This window comes from Paraburkholderia aspalathi (assembly GCF_905220735.1).
In the GTDB taxonomy this organism is placed as follows: Bacteria; Pseudomonadota; Gammaproteobacteria; order Burkholderiales; family Burkholderiaceae; genus Paraburkholderia; species Paraburkholderia aspalathi.
In genome coordinates this window covers 719,800-738,443 of sequence record NZ_CAJNBA010000004.1, presented here as the reverse complement: position 1 = coordinate 738,443, position 18,644 = coordinate 719,800, and the positions used below count along the sequence as shown (strand labels likewise).

The 18,644-nt window shown below is 61.5% G+C and carries 19 protein-coding genes; 16 read left to right on the top strand and 3 right to left on the bottom strand.

Going from position 1 to position 18,644, the window contains the following annotated elements; all coding sequences use genetic code 11:
• Positions 1-447: 447 nt before the first annotated feature.
• From KHO30_RS26085 to KHO30_RS26060, 6 genes are all read left to right on the top strand, one after another.
• Entirely contained in the window at positions 448-1,593 is a 1,146-nt protein-coding gene (locus tag KHO30_RS26085) for a porin (RefSeq protein WP_093632876.1), read from the top strand.
• Between the two features lie 144 nt (positions 1,594-1,737).
• Positions 1,738-2,205, top strand: coding sequence for a MarR family winged helix-turn-helix transcriptional regulator (locus tag KHO30_RS26080; protein ID WP_054039136.1), 468 nt, complete (start codon positions 1,738-1,740; stop codon positions 2,203-2,205).
• Between the two features lie 16 nt (positions 2,206-2,221).
• The gene (locus tag KHO30_RS26075; RefSeq protein WP_200572102.1) at positions 2,222-2,785 is read left to right on the top strand and encodes an isochorismatase family protein; all 564 of its coding nucleotides are present in this window, start codon (positions 2,222-2,224) and stop codon (positions 2,783-2,785) included.
• Between the two features lie 55 nt (positions 2,786-2,840).
• The gene (locus KHO30_RS26070; protein WP_211702755.1) at positions 2,841-4,181 is read left to right on the top strand and encodes an MFS transporter; all 1,341 of its coding nucleotides are present in this window, start codon (positions 2,841-2,843) and stop codon (positions 4,179-4,181) included.
• A gap of 82 nt (positions 4,182-4,263) precedes the next feature.
• Positions 4,264-4,440 (top strand): hypothetical protein, encoded by a 177-nt coding sequence (locus KHO30_RS26065; RefSeq protein ID WP_211702754.1) that lies wholly within the window; start codon positions 4,264-4,266, stop codon positions 4,438-4,440.
• A gap of 105 nt (positions 4,441-4,545) precedes the next feature.
• Complete coding sequence (locus tag KHO30_RS26060) at positions 4,546-5,910, top strand: glutamine synthetase family protein (RefSeq protein ID WP_211702753.1); 1,365 nt, start codon at positions 4,546-4,548, stop codon at positions 5,908-5,910.
• Between the two features lie 103 nt (positions 5,911-6,013).
• Here KHO30_RS26060 and KHO30_RS26055 read toward each other — a convergent pair whose 3' ends face one another.
• Positions 6,014-7,537: a CoA-acylating methylmalonate-semialdehyde dehydrogenase gene (locus KHO30_RS26055; protein WP_093632881.1), complete on the bottom strand. Its 1,524-nt coding sequence runs from the start codon at positions 7,535-7,537 to the stop codon at positions 6,014-6,016.
• 171 nt (positions 7,538-7,708) lie between these two features.
• The gene (locus KHO30_RS26050; protein WP_093632882.1) at positions 7,709-8,788 is read right to left on the bottom strand and encodes a hypothetical protein; all 1,080 of its coding nucleotides are present in this window, start codon (positions 8,786-8,788) and stop codon (positions 7,709-7,711) included.
• 209 nt (positions 8,789-8,997) lie between these two features.
• Here KHO30_RS26050 and KHO30_RS26045 point away from each other — a divergent pair, with 209 nt between their 5' ends.
• From KHO30_RS26045 to KHO30_RS26035, 3 genes are all read left to right on the top strand, one after another.
• Positions 8,998-9,903, top strand: coding sequence for a LysR family transcriptional regulator (locus KHO30_RS26045; RefSeq protein ID WP_200620276.1), 906 nt, complete (start codon positions 8,998-9,000; stop codon positions 9,901-9,903).
• A gap of 130 nt (positions 9,904-10,033) precedes the next feature.
• Entirely contained in the window at positions 10,034-10,711 is a 678-nt protein-coding gene (locus tag KHO30_RS26040; RefSeq protein WP_211702752.1) for an HAD family hydrolase, read from the top strand.
• Between the two features lie 4 nt (positions 10,712-10,715).
• Entirely contained in the window at positions 10,716-11,852 is a 1,137-nt protein-coding gene (locus tag KHO30_RS26035) for a DSD1 family PLP-dependent enzyme (RefSeq protein ID WP_211702751.1), read from the top strand.
• Positions 11,853-11,915: 63 nt separating this feature from the next.
• Here KHO30_RS26035 and hpaR read toward each other — a convergent pair whose 3' ends face one another.
• Entirely contained in the window at positions 11,916-12,323 is a 408-nt protein-coding gene (gene hpaR / locus KHO30_RS26030; protein WP_175050134.1) for a homoprotocatechuate degradation operon regulator HpaR, read from the bottom strand.
• Between the two features lie 177 nt (positions 12,324-12,500).
• Between hpaR and KHO30_RS26025 the strand changes: the two genes are divergently transcribed.
• From KHO30_RS26025 to hpaI, 7 genes are all read left to right on the top strand, one after another.
• Positions 12,501-13,274: a fumarylacetoacetate hydrolase family protein gene (locus KHO30_RS26025; RefSeq protein ID WP_211702750.1), complete on the top strand. Its 774-nt coding sequence runs from the start codon at positions 12,501-12,503 to the stop codon at positions 13,272-13,274.
• Positions 13,271-14,029, top strand: a complete 759-nt coding sequence (locus KHO30_RS26020) for a fumarylacetoacetate hydrolase family protein (RefSeq protein WP_200620272.1) — start codon at positions 13,271-13,273, stop codon at positions 14,027-14,029. Before KHO30_RS26025 ends, KHO30_RS26020 begins: the two co-directional genes overlap by 4 nt.
• Positions 14,030-14,108: 79 nt before the next feature.
• Positions 14,109-15,566: a 5-carboxymethyl-2-hydroxymuconate semialdehyde dehydrogenase gene (gene hpaE, locus KHO30_RS26015; protein ID WP_093632889.1), complete on the top strand. Its 1,458-nt coding sequence runs from the start codon at positions 14,109-14,111 to the stop codon at positions 15,564-15,566.
• Between the two features lie 61 nt (positions 15,567-15,627).
• Entirely contained in the window at positions 15,628-16,491 is an 864-nt protein-coding gene (hpaD, locus tag KHO30_RS26010; RefSeq protein WP_200620271.1) for a 3,4-dihydroxyphenylacetate 2,3-dioxygenase, read from the top strand.
• A 21-nt stretch (positions 16,492-16,512) separates the two neighbouring features.
• Positions 16,513-16,911 (top strand): 5-carboxymethyl-2-hydroxymuconate Delta-isomerase, encoded by a 399-nt coding sequence (locus tag KHO30_RS26005; protein WP_211702749.1) that lies wholly within the window; start codon positions 16,513-16,515, stop codon positions 16,909-16,911.
• Positions 16,912-16,985: 74 nt separating this feature from the next.
• Positions 16,986-17,789: a 2-oxo-hept-4-ene-1,7-dioate hydratase gene (gene hpaH / locus KHO30_RS26000; RefSeq protein ID WP_211702748.1), complete on the top strand. Its 804-nt coding sequence runs from the start codon at positions 16,986-16,988 to the stop codon at positions 17,787-17,789.
• 20 nt (positions 17,790-17,809) lie between these two features.
• The gene (gene hpaI / locus KHO30_RS25995) at positions 17,810-18,613 is read left to right on the top strand and encodes a 4-hydroxy-2-oxoheptanedioate aldolase (protein ID WP_211702747.1); all 804 of its coding nucleotides are present in this window, start codon (positions 17,810-17,812) and stop codon (positions 18,611-18,613) included.
• Positions 18,614-18,644 lie beyond the last annotated feature (31 nt).

Below are 18,644 nucleotides of genomic sequence, written 5' to 3'. Positions count from 1 at the left end.
TCGCTCACGGTAGTGGTGCGACTGGAATCTGTGTTCGTGCCACTACATGCTCTTGTGACAAGGGCGTCATTCTTCCGGCGGCGCTGCGCGCGCCGAAGCGTTGTTCTTAACACCGTCTGGTTTGTCACCCTTCTCGCTTCGTCCTTGGTCCTTGGTCCTTGGTCCTTGGTCCTTGGTCCTTGGTCCTTGGTCCTTGGTCCTTGGTCCTTGGTCCTGCGTCTCGTTCGGTTGTGCCTACCTCGTCTTGCTCTGGCTTCCCTCGCGTGTTGTTCGCGCGCTCTTCAACCGATTAATTCGGATCGCAAAGGGTTTGCGGTTGGGTTGTCATCTCTCCTGTGATTGCTCCATCGGGGTTTCCGATTGGTGCCATCAGAATTCCTCGCTTTGCAAAAAGTATTGTCCGGAAAATGATGCGTCGGCCACTTGCCAAACCATTCCGGAGATCTTATGAAAAAGAATGTCCTCGCCGTCGCCCTGGTCGGCGTCGTCGCCTCCCCCGCCTTCGCGCAGAGCAGCGTGACGCTGTATGGGGTCATCGATGAAGGGATCGACTATACGAATAACGTCGGGCACGGTAGCGTCGTGGAACTCGCCAGCGGTTACGCTCAAGGCAGTCGCTGGGGCCTGAAAGGCTCGGAAGATCTCGGTGGTGGTCTCAAAGCAATCTTTCAACTCGAAAATGGCTTCGATCTGAATTCCGGGCGGCTCAATCAGGGCGGTCGGATGTTCGGGCGGCAAGCCTATGTGGGGCTGAGCAGCGATCGCTTCGGCTCCGTTACGCTTGGCCGTCAATACGATTCGGTCGTCGATTACCTCGCGCAAACTACCGCCAACGGCAATTGGGCCGGCTATCTGTTTGCGCACCCGTACGACAACGACAATACCGATAACTCGTTTCGTGTCGATAACACCATCAAGTACGCCAGCCCGGATTTCTCAGGGTTCCAGTTCGGTGGCACGTATAGCTTCAGCAACGATACGAATTTCGCCAACAATCGTCAGTACAGCTTCGGCGCTCAATACGCAAACGGCGGTCTGCTCGTCGCCGCGGCCTATTTGCAGGCGAATAATCCCGGCGTGGGTTCGAACGGGGCAATTACCGCCAACGATGCAAGCTTCATCGCCGGGCGCATGCGCGTGTTCGGCGGCGGGATCAATTACACGTTCGGCTCTGCGACCGTCGGCTTCGCGTATACCAACTCGAACTACAAGGACCCCACCGGTAATGGCTATATAGGCATCCCGCTCGCCGCGAACGGCGTCCTGCTGAATACGCTCAAATACCAGAACTTCGAAGTGAACGGCAAATACCAAATCACACCGGCGTTCTTTGTCGGTGCACAGTATGTCTACACAATGGAGACATACGACGCATCCACTGGCAGCGTGAAGCCCAAAATCCACTCCGTTGGACTGATGGCGGACTACAACCTGTCCAAACGCACGGACGTCTACGTTCAAGGCGAATATCAGAAGGTCGCCGGCAGTTCGACCAACTCGATTCTCGATGACGCATTCGTCCCTGGCACGCAGTCTCCCTCGTCGACGCAGAATCAGGTCGTGGCCCGCGTGGCGCTTCGCCATAAGTTCTAAACGGCGCGTCGCCGCGCGCCAACCCGATTACTCAAGCCCAACACGGAATGCGTGGCTCACCTTGCATTCCGCTGTCAATCCAGTCAACTTGACTCCCGGCAGATACGAAGGTAACCTTCGTAGGTAACCTTCACATCTGCCGGTATGTCCAGCAACGACACTCAGCCCACACGGCCCCTCTCCGATCCCGACGCGTTGCATGCAACGGCGGAAGATCTGCGCGTACTGGTCGGCAAATTGCGCCGCCGGTTGCGCGAAGAAGCACATGTGGGCGATTTCACGCCGTCGCAGGTGCAGGTTCTCAGTCTGCTGGAACGCGAAGGTCCGGCAACGGTCACCACGCTCGCGCGCATCCAGGGGATGCGGCCGCAATCCATGGGCGAGACGCTTTCAGTTCTGAAAGCGGCCGGACTCGTGAGCGGCGCCCCCGACCCGAACGACGGGCGGCAAACCGTTCTCTCCCTCACACCCGCCTTCCGCAAGAAGATCAAGGCAAGCCGCGCGGCGCGCGAAGACTGGCTATTCCGTACGATCCAGACCCGCTTCTCCGCCGCCGAACAGAAACAGCTCGCGATTGGCGTCGACTTGCTCAAACGCCTCATCGATTCGTAACTCTCAGGAAAACATCATGGCCCTCACTACGCTCGACGCAAAGACCGCATTGGTCGTCATCGATTTGCAGCAAGGTATCGTCGCGCTGCCTACTGCCCATCCCACCGCGGAGGTCGTCAAACGCTCCGTTGGCCTGATCGATGCATTTCGCCGCCATGGTCTGCCGGTGGTGCTCGTCAATGTGGCGGGTGGCGCGCCCGGCCGCGCGGAACAGTCGCGTCCCGCCGGTGACTTCCCCGCCGGCTTTGCGGACCTCGTTCCCGAACTGAATCAGCAGCCGTCGGATCATCTGGTGACCAAGCGCACCTGGGGCGCGTTCACGAACACCGACCTCGAAGCGTATCTGCGCAAACAAGGCGTCACGCAGGTGGTACTGGTCGGCGTGGCCACTAGCATCGGTGTCGAGTCTACCGCGCGTTTCGCACAGGAACTCGGCTTCAACGTCACGTTCGCGGTGGACGCGATGACGGACATGAACCCGGACGCGCACACCAACAGCATCACGCGAATCTTCCCGCGCCTCGGCGAAACAGGCACGACGCAGGACGTCCTCGATCTGCTCGAGACATCGCGCGCATGATCATGCGTCTGAACCGCTGTGCGGCGCGGCGAATCGTCCACTCGGGGATGTCCCGGTGAGCGGCACATTTCGTTCGCTGCGTACGTTCAACTACCGGGTCTGGGCCAGCGGTGCGATCGTCTCCAACGTCGGGACATGGATGCAGCGCACGGCACAGGACTGGCTCGTGCTCACTGAACTCACGCATCACAATGCCACCTCCGTGGGCATTGTGATGTCGCTGCAGTTCGGGCCGCAAATGCTCCTACTGCCCCTAACCGGCTATGCGGCCGATCATTTCGATCGGCGCAAGCTGCTGTTCGCCACCCAGGGGGCGATGGGCACGTTGGCGTTATGCCTCGGGATTCTCACCGTGACCGGCCTCGTGCAGTTATGGCAGGTCTATGTGTTTGCAGGCTTGCTCGGCTGTGTCACCGCGTTCGATTCGCCGGCGCGTCAAACCTTTGTCTCCGATCTGGTGGGAGAAGCCGATCTGTCGAACGCGGTCGCGCTGAACTCCACCTCGTTCAACGCAGCGCGAATGATCGGGCCTGCCGTCGCAGGGCTATTGATCGCCTCAGTGGGCACGGGCTGGGTGTTTCTGATCAACGGGCTCTCCTTCGTCGCCGTACTCGGTTCGCTGCGCATGCTGCGCATCAGCGAACTGAATGTGAAACCACGTGCAACACGCACGCGCGGCAGCTTCGTGGAAGGTTTCAAGTATGTGTGGAGCCGTCCCGATCTGAAAGCCGCGCTGTTGATGATGTTTCTGATCGGGACGTTCGGGCTGAACTTCCCGATCTTCATCTCGACCATGTCGGTCACCGCCTTTCATGCGGGCGCGAGTCAATACGGCGTGCTGAGCTCGACCATGGCGATCGGTTCGGTAACCGGTGCGCTGCTCTCCGCACGCAGAGCGAAGCCTCGCATGGCTCTTCTGCTCGGCGCAGCGGCCGTTTTCGGCGTGGGCTGCACGATCGCCTCGCTCATGCCGAACTACGTCTTGTTCGGCCTGGCGCTCGTCGTAGTTGGCGTGGCGACACAGACGTTCAACACGTCGACGAACAGCCTCGTGCAAATCTCCACCGAGCCGGCCATGCGTGGCCGGGTCATCGCGATCCTGCTGGCCATCGCTCTGGGCGGCACGCCGCTCGGCGCGCCGGTGGTGGGTTGGGTCGCGGATCGCTTCGGTCCGCGTTGGGCGCTCGGCGTCGGCGCTGCATCGGGTTTCGCGGCGGCGGTCGTCGGCTTGATGTATCTGGTCAAGTATCGTCAGTTGCGCGTGTATGTCGAGGCCGGGCGTTTGCGCTACAGCATCGATGATCCGCGCCAGGCGCCGCCTTATGTCAGTCCCGTCACGGCAGTGCAGAACGCCGTGTTGCATGAAGCGGAAGAGGATACGTCGGCTGGGGTTTAAAGGCCGCTGCGCGAAGTGCAACGAAGCCGCCCGTTATTTCGTCGAGCAACGCGCCCTGCCCACAGCTATACTCGTGTGCATCATGAAGCCCGCCGTATGGTTATTCAACCGCCGTTGCCACGCCGATCCGGCGTGCGCGCACGCGCGCCTCGCCACGGCGCGCCTCAATCCCCTGCTGAACGTGATTCTCGCTTTCTGGGCAATCTGGCATTGCCGTCACGCACGGCCCCCGTTGTTCTCTCTGCATCCGCTCGCCTGAACTGAATCCAGCGCCGCCATCCGCGCGGCTCTTCCGATTTTTTTCGTCGCTCCGCGCACCTGATGCGGAGGACGAGGCACGCGCCAATGCGCAGAGAGAACCGACATGCAATTCGCCCACGAACAGGAAGCGCTGAGTTTCCTCGAACAGAATCCCGATATCGATCTGATCGAACTCTTTATCGTCGACGCCGCCGGCGTGCCGCGCGGCAAGCTGCTTCATCGTGAAGAACTACTCGCCGTGTATCGCAGCGGACGACCGCTGCCGAGCGCGATCATGAATCTGACCATCAACGGCGACGACACCGAGGACAGCGGCCTCGTCTGGGACGTGGGCGATATCGACTGCCGCGCCTATCCGCTGCCGGGCAGCCTCGTGCGCCTGCCGTGGCGCAAGATGCCGACCGCCGCCGTGCAGGTTCAGATGCATCCCGAAGAAGGCCTGCCCGCCGGCGTCGCCGATCCGCGGCAACTGCTTGCGCGCATCGTCGATGATCTACAAGCGGAGGGTTTCTTTCCGGTGATGGCGTGCGAACTCGAGTTCTATCTGCTGGATGCAAAACTCGATGCACAGGGCCGTCCGCAGCCCGCGCTCGATACCGACGGCCGCCGTCCGCGAACAACCCAGGTGTATGGCCTGCGCGAACTCGAACAGATCGAGCCGTTCCTGAAGGATCTCTACGATGCCTGCCGTGAACAGAACATTCCGGTACGCACCGCGATTTCCGAATACGCGCCGGGCCAGGTCGAGATCACACTCGAACACGGCCCCGCGCTCGAAGCGATGGATCATGCCGTGCGCTACAAGCGCATCGTCAAGGGAGTCGCGAACGCGCACGGCATGAGCGCATGTTTCATGGCCAAGCCGTTCGCCGACATCGCCGGTTCGGGCATGCACATGCACGTGAGCCTCGCCAATGAAGCCGGCGACAACCTCTTCGCCTCCGAAGACAAAGCCGGCACGCCACTGCTGCGCCAGGCGGTGGGAGGCATGTTGCACGGCCTGCTCGATTCGATGCTGATGTTCTGCCCGAACGCGAACTCGTATCGCCGCTTCCAGGCAAACAGCTATGCGCCGTGCACGCCGACATGGGGCGTCGATAACCGCACAGTCAGCCTGCGCGTGCCGGGCGGACCGGCGCCGAGCCGGCACGTCGAGCATCGCGTGTGCGGCGCCGATGCGAATCCGTATCTCGCTGCCGCGGCCATTCTTGCGGCCTCGCACCACGGCATTCGCGAATGCCTCGACCCGGGCGCACCGATCGAAGGCAATGGTTATGCGCAAGCCACCACACTGCTGCCGACCGACTGGTTAAGCGCCTTGAACGCACTCGAACAGTCAGACTGGGCGAAGGACGTATTCGGCGCAAAATTCCTTAAGGTGTTCCTCGCGATCAAGCGCGCCGAGTACCGGCAGTTCATGGGCGAAGTCGGTGAACAGGACTGGCGCTGGTATCTGAACCAGGCTTGATTGCTTGCCACTGCGTGTCGCCTGCACGCAGCTGATTCATTAAAAAAGCCGCGCCTGAAAAATCAGGCGCGGCTTTTTAACTACGGCAATACTGCTCTATTGCTTACTTCGCCACCGGCATCGTGAACTCAGCACCCTTCGCGATGCTATCCGGCCAGCGCTGCATGATGCTCTTGTAGCGCGTGTAGAAACGCACGCCTTCTTCGCCATACGCGTGGTGATCGCCGAACAGCGAACGCTTCCAGCCGCCGAACGAGTGCCATGCCATCGGCACCGGAATCGGCACGTTGATGCCGACCATGCCCACCTGAATCTGCCGCCCGAACGCGCGCGCCACACCGCCATCCGACGTAAAGAGCGACACGCCATTGCCGAACTCGTGCGCATTGATCAGCTCGACCGCGCTCGCGAAATCGGGCACACGCACCACCGCCAGCACCGGGCCGAAGATTTCTTCCTTGTAGATCTTCATCTCGGTACCGACCTGGTCGAACAGCGTCCCGCCGATAAAGAAACCGTCCGCATTCGTGACCGGATGCGCGCGGCCATCGACGATAAGCTTCGCGCCTTCCGCCACGCCCGAGTCGATATAGCCGGCCACCTTGGCCTTATGTTCAGCGGTAACCAGCGGACCCATTTCGGCGTCGAGGTTCTCGCCGTTCTTGATCACCAGAGACTTCACGCGCGGCACGAGACGCTCGATCAGTTCATCGGCGACATTGCCCACCGCCACCGCGACCGAGATCGCCATGCAGCGCTCGCCTGCCGAACCGTAGGCAGCGCCGATCAGGGCGTCCACCGCCTGGTCCAGATCGGCGTCCGGCATCACCACCAGATGATTCTTCGCGCCGCCGAGCGCCTGCACGCGCTTGCCGCGCTTCGATGCTTCCGTATAGATATATTCGGCGATCGGCGTGGACCCGACAAACGACAGCGCCGCGACGTCCGGGTGTTCAATCAGCGCATCCACGGCTACCTTGTCGCCGTTCACGACGTTGAACACGCCATCAGGCAAACCGGCTTCCTTCAGCAGCTCGGCAATGCGCAACGAAGCCGACGGGTCACGCTCCGACGGCTTCAGCACGAACGTGTTGCCGCAAGCGAGTGCGACCGGGAACATCCACATCGGCACCATCACCGGGAAATTGAACGGCGTGATCCCTGCCACTACGCCCAGCGCCTGACGCAGATTCCAGTTGTCGATGCCGCCGCCGATCTGGTCGGTGAAATCGGTCTTCAGCAGATTCGGAATGCCGCAAGCGAACTCGACCACTTCGATGCCGCGCACCACCTCACCTTGCGCGTCCGTGAACACCTTGCCGTGTTCGCGGGTGATCAGCATCGCCAGTTCGTCGTGATGCTTGTTCAGCAGTTCCTTGAACTTGAACAGAATGCGGGCGCGCTTGATCGGCGCGGTTTCGCTCCAGGCGGGAAAGGCGGCCTTGGCGGCCTTGACCGCCGCGTCCACTTCCTCGACCGATGCCAAAGCGACCGAGCCGGTCACCTGGCCCGTGGCGGGATTGAACACGTCCTTGAAGCGGCCGCTGGTCGACGCAGCCGGTGCGCCGCTGATGTAATGCCCCAACTGTTGCACCGACAACTTCGCTTGTTCGTTCACTGCATTCATTTCGTTCCTCGTGTTCGGGATAGGCCGCAAGGGTTGATCCGCCAACTGTATCGACGGCGCCGGTCATATTCCCGATACAGCACAATAAAACCGCGCCTCACTGTATTGTTTTTCACGAGGCAACTGTACTGGCCGACGAGGTTGGCGCAACTTCAGGAAAAACCGCTCAACTCAGCGCCATTGCTCGGTCAATTCATTGGCCAACACCATCTTTTCGCGGACGAGCTCGATAAAGCCGGCGTCCGCGCCGTTCTGGGCTTTGAGGAATTTCAGCGCCGCGGAATGAACGGCTCGCATCGACCGGCCGTCGATCCCAGCCATGCGCGCCGCGCTGCGACGCGTTTCCTCGACCAGATCGCGCGCGCTGCTGAAGTCGGGTGACAGACCGGTCTGCGCTTCGAACCCGGCGCGCAATCCGGCCGCATACTCACGCGACGGCCCCAGCCGGTCGATGTCGATCATCAGATCGACGCCGTCGGCCATGCGCAACGCACAGAGAATCCATAGCGCGACGAACGCCCGATATGCGTTATTGCCTTCCGCCGTGCGCGCGTATTGCTCGCACACCATGGCGTAAGCGTCATCCGACGTAGGCACGCCAGGCGGCAAACTCACGCCGCAGATTTCGATGGCCTGCCGGACCAGCGGCTCCGTCTGGTTCAGACCCAGCACGCGAAACGGCGCGGCCACGAAAAACGAATTGCTCCATTGCTGATTGAGCAGCCACCCCGAGGCGAACTGCGAAGCGGGATTGCGCAACACGGCTGCGTGCATGATCTGCGGGAACGCTTGCTTGAGCCACGGCAGCCGGCCCGACGAACGGCAAAACTTGAAGACGGGTACGCTGCCGTGCTCAGCGGTGCGTTCCCACAGGTTGGCCAGATAGGCCTGCAAGGCGGGGAATTCCGCGTCGGGTGCAGGCGCAAAGCGGTCGGTGCCGAAGCGCTTCCTGTATCCGGCTACGCCGCGTGCGCTCTCCTGGAGAAACGGCCGATACTCTTCGAAATACGGCGCGGCGAGCGGCGGGTGTCCAGAAGTTAATGTAGGGCGGGACGCAGAAACGTCGGCGAGGCTCAGATCGGCGAGCACGTTGCTGAACGGTTCATAGAATCCGGTGACGGAATCGAGTGCACGCAGACGCGACCAGACCCACGTTCCTGCGCTGCGCCAGCCCGTGTGCAGGAATACCCCCTGTTTCAGGGCATTTTGTTGCGCGGCGGCGCCCGGACTCGTTCCTCGTGACAACGACATGGGACTTCTCTTCAAATGGAAGCAACAACGATTCGACGGAAGGCGGGTGCTGCCCGCCCCACCTGGTTCAAGTGCACACTTTAGCCGTTCAAGCTGTCGGCTTCGTTACGGACGTATCAGTTTACCTTGCAAGAACGTCTTGTGACGCACTGGAACAGCGCATCCAAACGCTTTAAGCTGCCAGACTCCCGAACTCAAAAGCTTCTGCCATGAACGACTCGGCCGATATCCGGTTTCTGCTGGCCATCCGCGAAAGTGGCAGCCTGATCGCCGCGGCGCGAAAACTGGGCCTGTCGCCCTCGGCGGTGACCCAGCGCCTGCAGCAGCTCGAAAAGAAACTGGACACGCAGCTGGTGACCCGCACGGCGCGCCGTTTGCAGTTCACGGAAGAAGGCGCGCTCCTATGCGAACGCGGCGCCGAACTGGTCGAGCAGTTCGACTCGCTGTTCGAAGACCTGCAGACACGCCGGGGCGGCCTGGTCGGCACGCTGAAAATCAATGCGCCGCTGGGCTTCGGCCGGCGTCACCTCGCGCCAGCCATCGCCGACTTCCAGCAGCAACACCCGGACATCGACGTGGCGCTCACACTGTCCGACCAGCCCTTGACCGACACGATAGACCGCTTCGACATCGTCGTGCATATCGGCGACTTGCCGGTATCGAATCTGGTCGGCTATGCGATTGCGCCGAATGCGCGCTTCGTCTGCGCCGCGCCCGCGCTGCTCAAACGTACTGGTCAACCGGAGTCGCCGGAAGACTTGAGCAAGCTGCCGTGCATCGTGCTGCGCGAGAACAACGAGGACGTCTCGCTGTGGCAGTTCAGCAAGGGCCGCACACGCCGCAGCGTGCGCGTTTCTCCGCATCTGAGCTGCAACGACGGCGATGTGATCCGCCAGTGGGCTTGCGAAGGCCGTGGCGTGATCCTGCGCTCCGAATGGGACGTAGCCGAAGACATCGCGAAGGGAAGGCTCGTGCGGTTGCTGCAAGGCTGGAAAGCACCAGACGCCGACGTAATCGCGCTCACGCATCAGCGAACGGGAATGCCCGCTCGCACGCGGCATTTCATGCAGTACCTACAGGGTAGATTCAGGCCGCTGCCGCCGTGGAGAAGATAACGCGCGAAACGTGACGAGTCACGTCGCGGATGGCACATTCACTCAAACTGAATCTTAGAGTTACCTTGGCTGAACTCCGTGCGAGCAGTGAAACTTTATAATCGGCTCACCGTTCCTCGCCGGTTAAATCATGACCTCCATATCGACTCCGACCGCCTACCCCAAGGCCGTCCTCTTCGACCTCCTGACCGCCCTGCTCGATTCGTGGACGTCATGGAATCACGCCGCAGGGTCCGAACAGCTGGGCCGTGCGTGGCGCGCCGCCTATTTGCGTCTGACCTACGGCTGCGGCCGCTACATTGCGTACGAACAATTGGTGCGTGAGGCGGCCGCCGAAGTTGGACTGCCTGAATCCGCCGCGCTTGCGCTCGAAGTCGACTGGCTGAAACTTACCCCATGGAGCGGCGCTCTCGACGCCTTGCACGCACTCCGCCCGCATTGCAAACTGGCAATTGTCACCAACTGCTCCATCCGCCTCGGTACGCAGGCTGCCGGGATTTTCCCAATCCACTGGAACGCTATCGTCACCGCCGAAGAAGCCGGCATGTACAAGCCGGACCCGTTGCCTTACCGGCTCGCGCTCGGCAAACTTGGCGTAGACGCCCATGAAGCCGCGTTCGTGGCCGGTTCCAGCTACGACATGTTCGGCACAGCCGTGGTCGGGTTGAGGACATACTGGCACAACCGCGTGGGTCTGCCGCTGGTGGCGGGAGCACAGCCGCCCGAAATCGAGGCGCCCACGCTCGACTCGCTGGTCCCATGGCTCGGCCAGTTCGGCCAGACCGAAAGCCACTCCATTCCCCGGTGAAACCATGAAACTCGAGCATATCGACACCCCTGCCGCGCTGATCGACATCCCCCGGATGCAGAAGAACATCGCGAGAATGCAGGGACATATGAACGCACTGGGCGTCGCATTCCGGCCGCACGTCAAGACCACCAAATGCATCGACGTTGTCCGTGCGCAGATCGCCGCCGGCGCGCGCGGCATCACGGTCTCGACCCTCAAAGAGGCGGAAGCATTCTTCGCGGCCGGCGTCAGCGATATTCTCTACGCGGTCAGCATCGCGCCTTCAAAGCTGCCGCGAGCACTGGCGCTGCGCCGCCAGGGTTGCGATCTGAAACTGGTGGCCGACAATCCGACCGCCGCTGCAGCCATCGCCGCCTTCGCGGACCAGCACGGCGAATCCTTTGAGGTGTGGATCGAGGTGGACACGGATGGCCACCGCTCAGGGATTACGCCGGAACAGGACACACTGCTCGAAGTCGGCCGGATTCTGCACGAGAACGGCGTCAAGGTGGGCGGCGTGATGACTCACGCCGGTTCCAGCTATGAGCTTCATACGCCGGAGGCGCTCGCCGCGCTGGCGGAGCAGGAACGCGCCGGCTGCGTGCGCGCGGCGCAACGGTTGCGCGACGCAGGCATTCCGTGCCCAGCGGTGAGCGTCGGGTCGACGCCCACGGCGCTGGCCGCCGAGCAACTGGATGGCGTGACCGAAGTGCGGGCGGGTGTCTACGTTTTCTTCGATCTGGTCATGCACAACGTCGGCGTGTGCGCGCTTGAAGATATCGCGCTGAGTGTGCTCGCGACCGTGATCGGGCATCAGGCGGACAAAGGCTGGGCGATTCTCGACGCAGGCTGGATGGCGATGAGCCGTGACCGCGGCACCTCGAAGCAGCCGCACGATTTCGGCTACGGCCAGCCATGTTTATTGAACGGGACACCGCTTGGCGGTTTTGTCGTGAGCGGCGCCAATCAGGAGCACGGGATTCTGTCGTCGTCGGAAGACGGTGAGCCTGTGGACGACATCGCGCAGCGCTTTCCCATCGGCATGAAGCTGCGTATCCTGCCCAATCACGCGTGCGCGACCGGTGCACAGTTCCCCGAATATCACGCGGTGTCGGCGGATGGCGGCAGCGTCGAGTGGAGGCGATTTCAGGGGTGGTAAGAGAATGGCCATGGCCTGCGCGAGCGCAGTTCATCGCCAGAAATTAACCAACAACGCGTTACTTCACTCACCTTCTTCTTCAAGCCCGGCAAGCAGATCGTCGACCGCGCGATACACGCGCTCGACGATTTCCGGCCCCACCTTGCGCTCCAGTTCGCGATAGTGCGCCTCGAGATCCTTCGAGATCACGCGCACCAGGTCCACGCTCGTATCAGTGAGCGACACCAGCACGCGGCGCTGGTCTTCCGCGAAACGCTCCTTGGTCACCAACTCCATACTCTCCATGCGCGCGAGCACACCCGCCATGCTCGGGCTCGAAATCGTGCAGATATCGGAGATGTGACGCGGCTCCATCGGCCCGTGCTCGTTGAGCGCGCGAATCACGCGCCATTGCTGCTCGGTCAGTCCGTGCGCGGTAATCAATGGCCGGAAACGCTCCATCATTTTTTCTCTGGCGCGCAGCAACAGCATGGGCAGGTTGCGGTGCAAAACTCGGGTAGAAGCAGATGCGGACATGGCAGATAAATTAAAAGCAGCTGTCGAAGCTTAAGGGAAAACCCGCGATCGGCCGACAGGCTATTGACCGTGGATGATATCAAGCGCAATACTACTAACATGTTAGTGTTTTTGCCGAGAGACAGCTAATTTATGTTTGCACTTGCCGATCACCTGTTGCATCCGGAAGGCGACGCGCTGCCTCGCGATGTGGATGCGCGCACCGTTGCCGCGCTGCTTGCACGCGGCATTGCCTGCCGCGCGCCGGTTTCCGGTGCTGTGTATGGAACCTTGCTGAACGACCGCGCCGCTTTGGCCGCGCTGGGCGACGCAGTGCATGCTGCTCCCTATAAAGCGCCGCCCAAAGCACCGATTCTCTATCTGAAGCCGCGCAATACGTTCGCCGGTCATCGCGCACGTGTTGCCGTGCCTGACGATGCATTGGGCGTGGAAGTCGGCGCTTCGCTGGGTATCGTGATCGGCCGCACTGCAACACGCGCTAGCGCGGAGCAGGCGTTCGACTACATCGCCGGCTATACGCTGGTCGCCGATCTGAGCGTGCCGCATGCGAGCGTGTACCGCCCTTCAGTACGGTTCCGGGCGCGTGACGGTTTTTGCGTGATCGGGCCGGCGGTGGTTGCAGCGCATCATCTTGTTGCGCCGGACAACCTGGCGATCAAGGTTTCGCTTCCTGGGCGCGAAGTATTCACTGCGAGTACTGCGTCGTCGGTACGCAGCGTGGCGCAATTGCTTGCGGACGTAACCGATTTCATGACATTGAGTGCCGGCGACGTCATTACGCTCGGCGTGCCTCATGGTTCGCCAGTTGCCCATATCGGCGACACGGCTACGCTGTCGATTGGCGGTTTGCCGCCGCTCGAGGTGTCGTTTTTCGGTGCAGCAGAACAGGATGGAGAACAGCAATGATGCGCGGCCGTGTTGCGTATGCAGGAGCGATTCATGAAGCCTATCCGGACGCCAACGGCGTGCGCCTTGCCGACGGCCGCGTACGTCGTGAGGATGAAGTGGTGTGGCTCGCACCGATCGAGGTCGGCACGATCTTCGCGCTTGGCTTGAACTACGCGGAGCACGCGAAGGAACTGCAATTCAACAAGCAGGAAGAGCCGTTGGTCTTTCTCAAAGGCCCGGGCGCGGTCATCGGTCACCGCGGCTTCACGCGCCGCCCCGCCGACGTCACCTTCATGCACTACGAGTGCGAGCTGGCGGTGGTGATCGGCCAAACCGCGCAGAACGTCAAGCGCGACAACGCCATGCAGCATGTGGCCGGCTACATGATCGCCAACGACTACGCGATCCGCGACTACCTGGAAAACTACTACCGCCCCAACCTGCGCGTGAAGAATCGCGACGGCGGCACGGTGCTCGGCCCCTGGTTCGTCGATGCCGCCGATGTCGAAGACGTCACGCAACTCGAATTGCGCACGTTTGTGAACGGCACGCGGCAGCAACACGGCAACACGCGCGATCTCGTCACCGATATCCCGGCGTTGATCGAATACCTCAGCGGCTTCATGACCCTCGCACCCGGCGACGTGATCCTGACCGGTACGCCGGAAGGCATCGTCAACGTCAATGCGGGCGACGAAGTGGTCTGCGAAATCGACGGCCTTGGCCGTCTCGTCAATACGATTGCATCCGACGCGGACTTCGGCCGCGCCTGATCGACAGGCTTTGCATGGGATCAGAGTAACGCGCTAAAGCGCGCACTCTGATCGACAGCTAAAGAGAAAGGACAACACAATGCGAATCGACCATCTGATCAACGGCAAATCGAGCGCCGCGAAAGACTACTTCGAGACCGTCAATCCGGCGACGCAAGACGTGCTCGCCGAAGTGGCGCGTGGCGGTGCGGAAGAAGTCGACGCCGCCGTACGCGCCGCCAAAGAAGCGTTTCCGGCATGGGCCGGCAAGCCCGCGGCGGAACGCGCAAAAATCATCCGCAAGCTCGGCGAGTTGATCGCGAAGAACGTGCCGGACATCTCGGAGACCGAGACGAAAGACACCGGGCAAACGATCTCGCAGACGCGCAAGCAACTCGTGCCGCGCGCCGCCGACAACTTCAGCTATTTCGCAGAGATGTGCACGCGCGTCGACGGCCATACGTATCCCACCGATACGCATCTGAACTACACGCTGTTCCATCCGGTCGGCGTTTGCGCGCTAATCTCGCCGTGGAACGTCCCGTTCATGACAGCAACGTGGAAAGTCGCACCCTGCCTCGCGTTCGGCAACACCGCCGTGTTGAAGATGAGCGAACTATCGCCGCTAACCGCCTCGATGCTCGGCAATCTCGCGCTCGAAGCCGGCATTCCTGCTGGCGTGCTGAACGTCGTGCACGGCTTCGGCAAGGACACCGGCGAACCGCTGGTGGCGCACCCGGATGTACACGCGGTGTCGTTCACCGGATCGACTGCAACCGGCAACCGCATCGTGCAAACCGCGGGCCTGAAGAAGTTTTCGATGGAACTGGGCGGCAAGTCGCCGTTCGTGATCTTCGACGACGCCGATTTCGAACGCGCGCTCGATGCCGCCGTGTTCATGATCTTCTCGAACAACGGCGAACGCTGCACGGCGGGTTCGCGCATTCTGGTGCAACGCTCGATTTACGCGCGCTTTGCCGAGCGTTTCATCGAACGCGCAAAACGTTTGACGGTTGGCGATCCGCTGGCCGACAGCACGATCGTCGGCCCGATGATCAGCCAGGGGCATTTGGCCAAGGTGCGCAGCTACATCGAACTGGGTCCGAAGGAAGGCGCCACGCTCGCATGCGGCGGACTCGACGCGCCCGACTTGCCGGAAGCCATGCGCAAAGGCAATTTCGTGCAGCCGACGGTATTCGTCGACGTCGACAATCGCATGCGGATCGCGCAGGAAGAAATCTTCGGTCCGGTTGCCTGCCTGATTCCGTTCGACGACGAAGCCGATGCGATCAAACTTGCCAACGACATTTCCTACGGCCTGTCGAGCTACATCTGGACCGAGAGCACCGGCCGCGCACTTCGCGTCGCTGCAGCCGTGGAAGCCGGCATGTGCTTCGTCAACAGCCAGAACGTGCGCGATCTGCGCCAGCCGTTCGGCGGCACCAAGGCATCGGGCGTGGGCCGCGAAGGCGGCACGTGGAGCTATGAAGTGTTCCTCGAACCGAAAAACGTATGCGTATCGCTCGGCTCCCATCACATTCCGCGCTGGGGCGTCTGAAACGCGGGTCATTTGCGCGCGAGGGCACCAGGCCTCGCGCCACACAGAACAGGAGACCGCGATGGGCAAACTCGCGTTGGCAGCAAAAGTCACTCACGTCCCGTCGTTATATCTATCCGAACTGGACGGTCCGCATAAGGGCTGCCGTCAACTGGCAATCGACGGTCACCATGAAATCGGCCGCCGCTGCCGCGAATTGGGTGTGGATACGATCGTCGTCTTCGACGTGCATTGGCTGGTAAACAGCGAATACCACATCAATTGCGCGCCGAGGTTCGAGGGCGTCTATACGAGCAACGAACTGCCGCATTTCATCAAGAACATGCCGTACGCGTATCCCGGCAATGTCGGACTCGGCGATCTGATCGCGGAAGTCGCCAACGAGATGGGCGTCAAGAGCCGCGCGCACAGCGAGACCACGCTCGAACTCGAGTACGGCACGCTGGTGCCGATGCGCTATATGAACAGCGACCAGCACTTCAAGACCGTATCGGTAGCCGGCTGGTGCATGTGGCACGACCTCGAAACGAGCGCGCGCTTCGGCCTCGCGGTACGCAAGGCCATCGAGGAACGTTACGACGGCACCGTGGCGATTCTGGCGAGCGGGTCGTTGAGCCACCACTTTGCCAACAACGGCACGGCCGAGCAGTTCATGCACAAGGTATGGAGCCCGTTTCTCGAACAGATGGACCGCCGCGTGGTCGAGTTGTGGGAAGCCGGCGACTGGAAGACCTTCTGCGAGATGCTGCCGCTCTATAACGAGAAGTGCTGGGGGGAAGGCGGCATGCACGACACCGCGATGCTGCTCGGCGCGCTCGGTTGGGATCGATACGACGGCAAGGTCGAAGTCGTCACACCGTATTTCGGCAGTTCGGGAACCGGCCAGATCAACGCGATCTTCCCCGTGACACCCCTGCCCGCTTGAGTCCTGAGAGAGGAGCTTACCGTGCCACATCTGACAATCGAATACAGCGCCAATCTTGCTGATGAAGCAGGCATCGGACAGCTTTGCACCTCGCTGGCGGCTTGCCTTGACGCGCAGCGCGACAACGACCAACACGTCTTTCCGCTCGGCGGCATCCGCGTGCGCGCCTTGCGTTGCGACCAGTACTCCATAGCCGACGGCCGGCCCGACGCCGCCTTCCTGCATGCAAACCTGAAGATCGCCGCGGGCCGCTCGGACGCCGTAAAGAAGGCGACCGGCGACGCGTTGTTTGAAGCGATCAAACAGCACTTCGCCGCGGAGTTTGAAAAGCACGGCCTGGCGTTGTCGCTGGAGATCAATGAATTCAGCGAAGCCGGCACGTGGAAACACAACAATCTGCACGCGCGGCTTAAGGCCTGACACCGAGGCTCGAGGCTCCGGCCTAACATTGCGACCCGGCAAATGGGTCTGGCAGCCGCTCAAAGAGAACCATCATGCTAGACGAACAGACAATCCGCGACCTTGCGGCGCAACTCGACAACGCCGAGAAGACGCGCACCCAACTGCGCCACTTCTCCGCGAAATATCCCGAGATGACGGTACAGGACGGTTACGCGATCCAACGCGAGTGGGTGAAGCTGAAACTGGCCGAGGGCCACGTGATCAAGGGCCGCAAGATCGGCCTGACGTCACGCGCGATGCAGCGCTCTTCACAGATCGACGAACCCGACTATGCGCCGTTGCTCGACAGCATGTTCATCGAAAACGGCCAGGACATCCGCGCTGATCGCTTCATAGCGCCGCGCGTGGAAGTCGAACTGGCCTTCATATTGAGCAAGCCATTGAAGGGCCCCGGCGTCACGCTCTTCGACGTTCTGGACGCCACAGCCTACGTGACCCCGGCCGTGGAAATTATCGACGCCCGCATCGAACAATTCGACCGCGAGACGAAGGTGCCGCGCAAGGTCTACGACACCATCTCCGACTTTGCGGCGAATGCCGGCATCGTACTGGGCGGCCGCCCGGTACGTCCTATGGACGTCGACCTCCGCTGGGTTGGCGCATTGCTTTACAAGAACGGCACCGTAGAAGAAAGCGGCCTGGCCGCCGCCGTGCTGAACCACCCCGCGACAGGCGTTGCATGGCTCGCGAACAAGATCGCTCCATACGACGAAGTCCTGAACGCGAACGACGTCATTTTGAGCGGCTCCTTCACGAGCCCGATCCCGGCGCGAGCGGGCGACACCTTCCACGTCGACTACGGTCCGCTGGGCGGCATTGGTTTAAATTTCATTTGAGCTCATTTGAGTCAATCGACATGTCTCTACCGCAAAACACATTCAAGCGCGCGCTAGCAGAGGGCAAGCCACAATTTGGCTTATGGGCGGCGCTCGCCGACGCCTACGTGACCGAACTGCTGGCCACGGCCGGCTTCGATTGGTTGTTGATCGACAACGAGCACGCACCGAACGACGTGCGCAGCACACTGGCGCAATTACAGGCGGTGGCCGCCTACACATCGCATCCGGTGGTCCGTCCCGTACGAAGCGACAGCGCACTGATCAAGCAATTACTCGACATAGGCGCCCAAACCCTGCTGCTCCCGATGATCGACACGGCGGAGCAAGCTGCGGAAGCCGTAGCGGCAACGCGCTACCCACCGCAAGGCATCCGCGGCGTGGGGAGTGCGTTGGCACGGGCCTCGCGCTGGAACCGAATCCCCGACTACCTGACCACGGCGGCGCAGGAATTGTGCGTACTGGTCCAGGTAGAAACCGTGCAGGGGATGGAAAACCTACCGGCGATTGCAAAGGTGCAAGGCATTGACGGCGTCTTCTTCGGCCCAGCCGACCTAAGCGCATCAATGGGTTTGCTAGGCAAACCAGGCGACGCAAGCGTACGCGAAGCGATCTGCAGCGGGATCAGGAAGGTACGAGAAGCCGGCAAAGCAGCGGGCGTACTAGCACCGGACCCGGGCATAGCAGCCGAATACTTGGCGGCGGGCGCAACATTCGTGGCGGTAGGAACAGACACGGGCCTACTAAGCAAAGCAGCAGCGGACCTCGCGGCCGCATACAAAAAGACAGCGCCAATGGCAACACCGACAAAAGGCGGCTACTAACAAAACCCACGGATCGGTTTTATGAGCTACT

Excerpts from the sequence above, each read along its gene's own strand:
- KHO30_RS26085 (WP_093632876.1), top strand. The coding sequence starts at position 448 with ATGAAAAAGAATGTCCTCGCCGTCGCCCTGGTCGGCGTCGTCGCCTCC.
- KHO30_RS26080 (WP_054039136.1), top strand. The coding sequence starts at position 1,738 with ATGTCCAGCAACGACACTCAGCCCACACGGCCCCTCTCCGATCCCGAC.
- KHO30_RS26075 (WP_200572102.1), top strand. The coding sequence starts at position 2,222 with ATGGCCCTCACTACGCTCGACGCAAAGACCGCATTGGTCGTCATCGAT.
- KHO30_RS26065 (WP_211702754.1), top strand. The coding sequence starts at position 4,264 with ATGAAGCCCGCCGTATGGTTATTCAACCGCCGTTGCCACGCCGATCCG.
- KHO30_RS26060 (WP_211702753.1), top strand. The coding sequence starts at position 4,546 with ATGCAATTCGCCCACGAACAGGAAGCGCTGAGTTTCCTCGAACAGAAT.
- KHO30_RS26055 (WP_093632881.1), bottom strand. The coding sequence starts at position 7,537 with ATGAATGCAGTGAACGAACAAGCGAAGTTGTCGGTGCAACAGTTGGGG.
- KHO30_RS26050 (WP_093632882.1), bottom strand. The coding sequence starts at position 8,788 with ATGTCGTTGTCACGAGGAACGAGTCCGGGCGCCGCCGCGCAACAAAAT.
- KHO30_RS26045 (WP_200620276.1), top strand. The coding sequence starts at position 8,998 with ATGAACGACTCGGCCGATATCCGGTTTCTGCTGGCCATCCGCGAAAGT.
- KHO30_RS26040 (WP_211702752.1), top strand. The coding sequence starts at position 10,034 with ATGACCTCCATATCGACTCCGACCGCCTACCCCAAGGCCGTCCTCTTC.
- KHO30_RS26035 (WP_211702751.1), top strand. The coding sequence starts at position 10,716 with ATGAAACTCGAGCATATCGACACCCCTGCCGCGCTGATCGACATCCCC.
- hpaR (WP_175050134.1), bottom strand. The coding sequence starts at position 12,323 with ATGCTGTTGCTGCGCGCCAGAGAAAAAATGATGGAGCGTTTCCGGCCA.
- KHO30_RS26025 (WP_211702750.1), top strand. The coding sequence starts at position 12,501 with ATGTTTGCACTTGCCGATCACCTGTTGCATCCGGAAGGCGACGCGCTG.
- KHO30_RS26020 (WP_200620272.1), top strand. The coding sequence starts at position 13,271 with ATGATGCGCGGCCGTGTTGCGTATGCAGGAGCGATTCATGAAGCCTAT.
- hpaE (WP_093632889.1), top strand. The coding sequence starts at position 14,109 with ATGCGAATCGACCATCTGATCAACGGCAAATCGAGCGCCGCGAAAGAC.
- hpaD (WP_200620271.1), top strand. The coding sequence starts at position 15,628 with ATGGGCAAACTCGCGTTGGCAGCAAAAGTCACTCACGTCCCGTCGTTA.
- hpaH (WP_211702748.1), top strand. The coding sequence starts at position 16,986 with ATGCTAGACGAACAGACAATCCGCGACCTTGCGGCGCAACTCGACAAC.
- hpaI (WP_211702747.1), top strand. The coding sequence starts at position 17,810 with ATGTCTCTACCGCAAAACACATTCAAGCGCGCGCTAGCAGAGGGCAAG.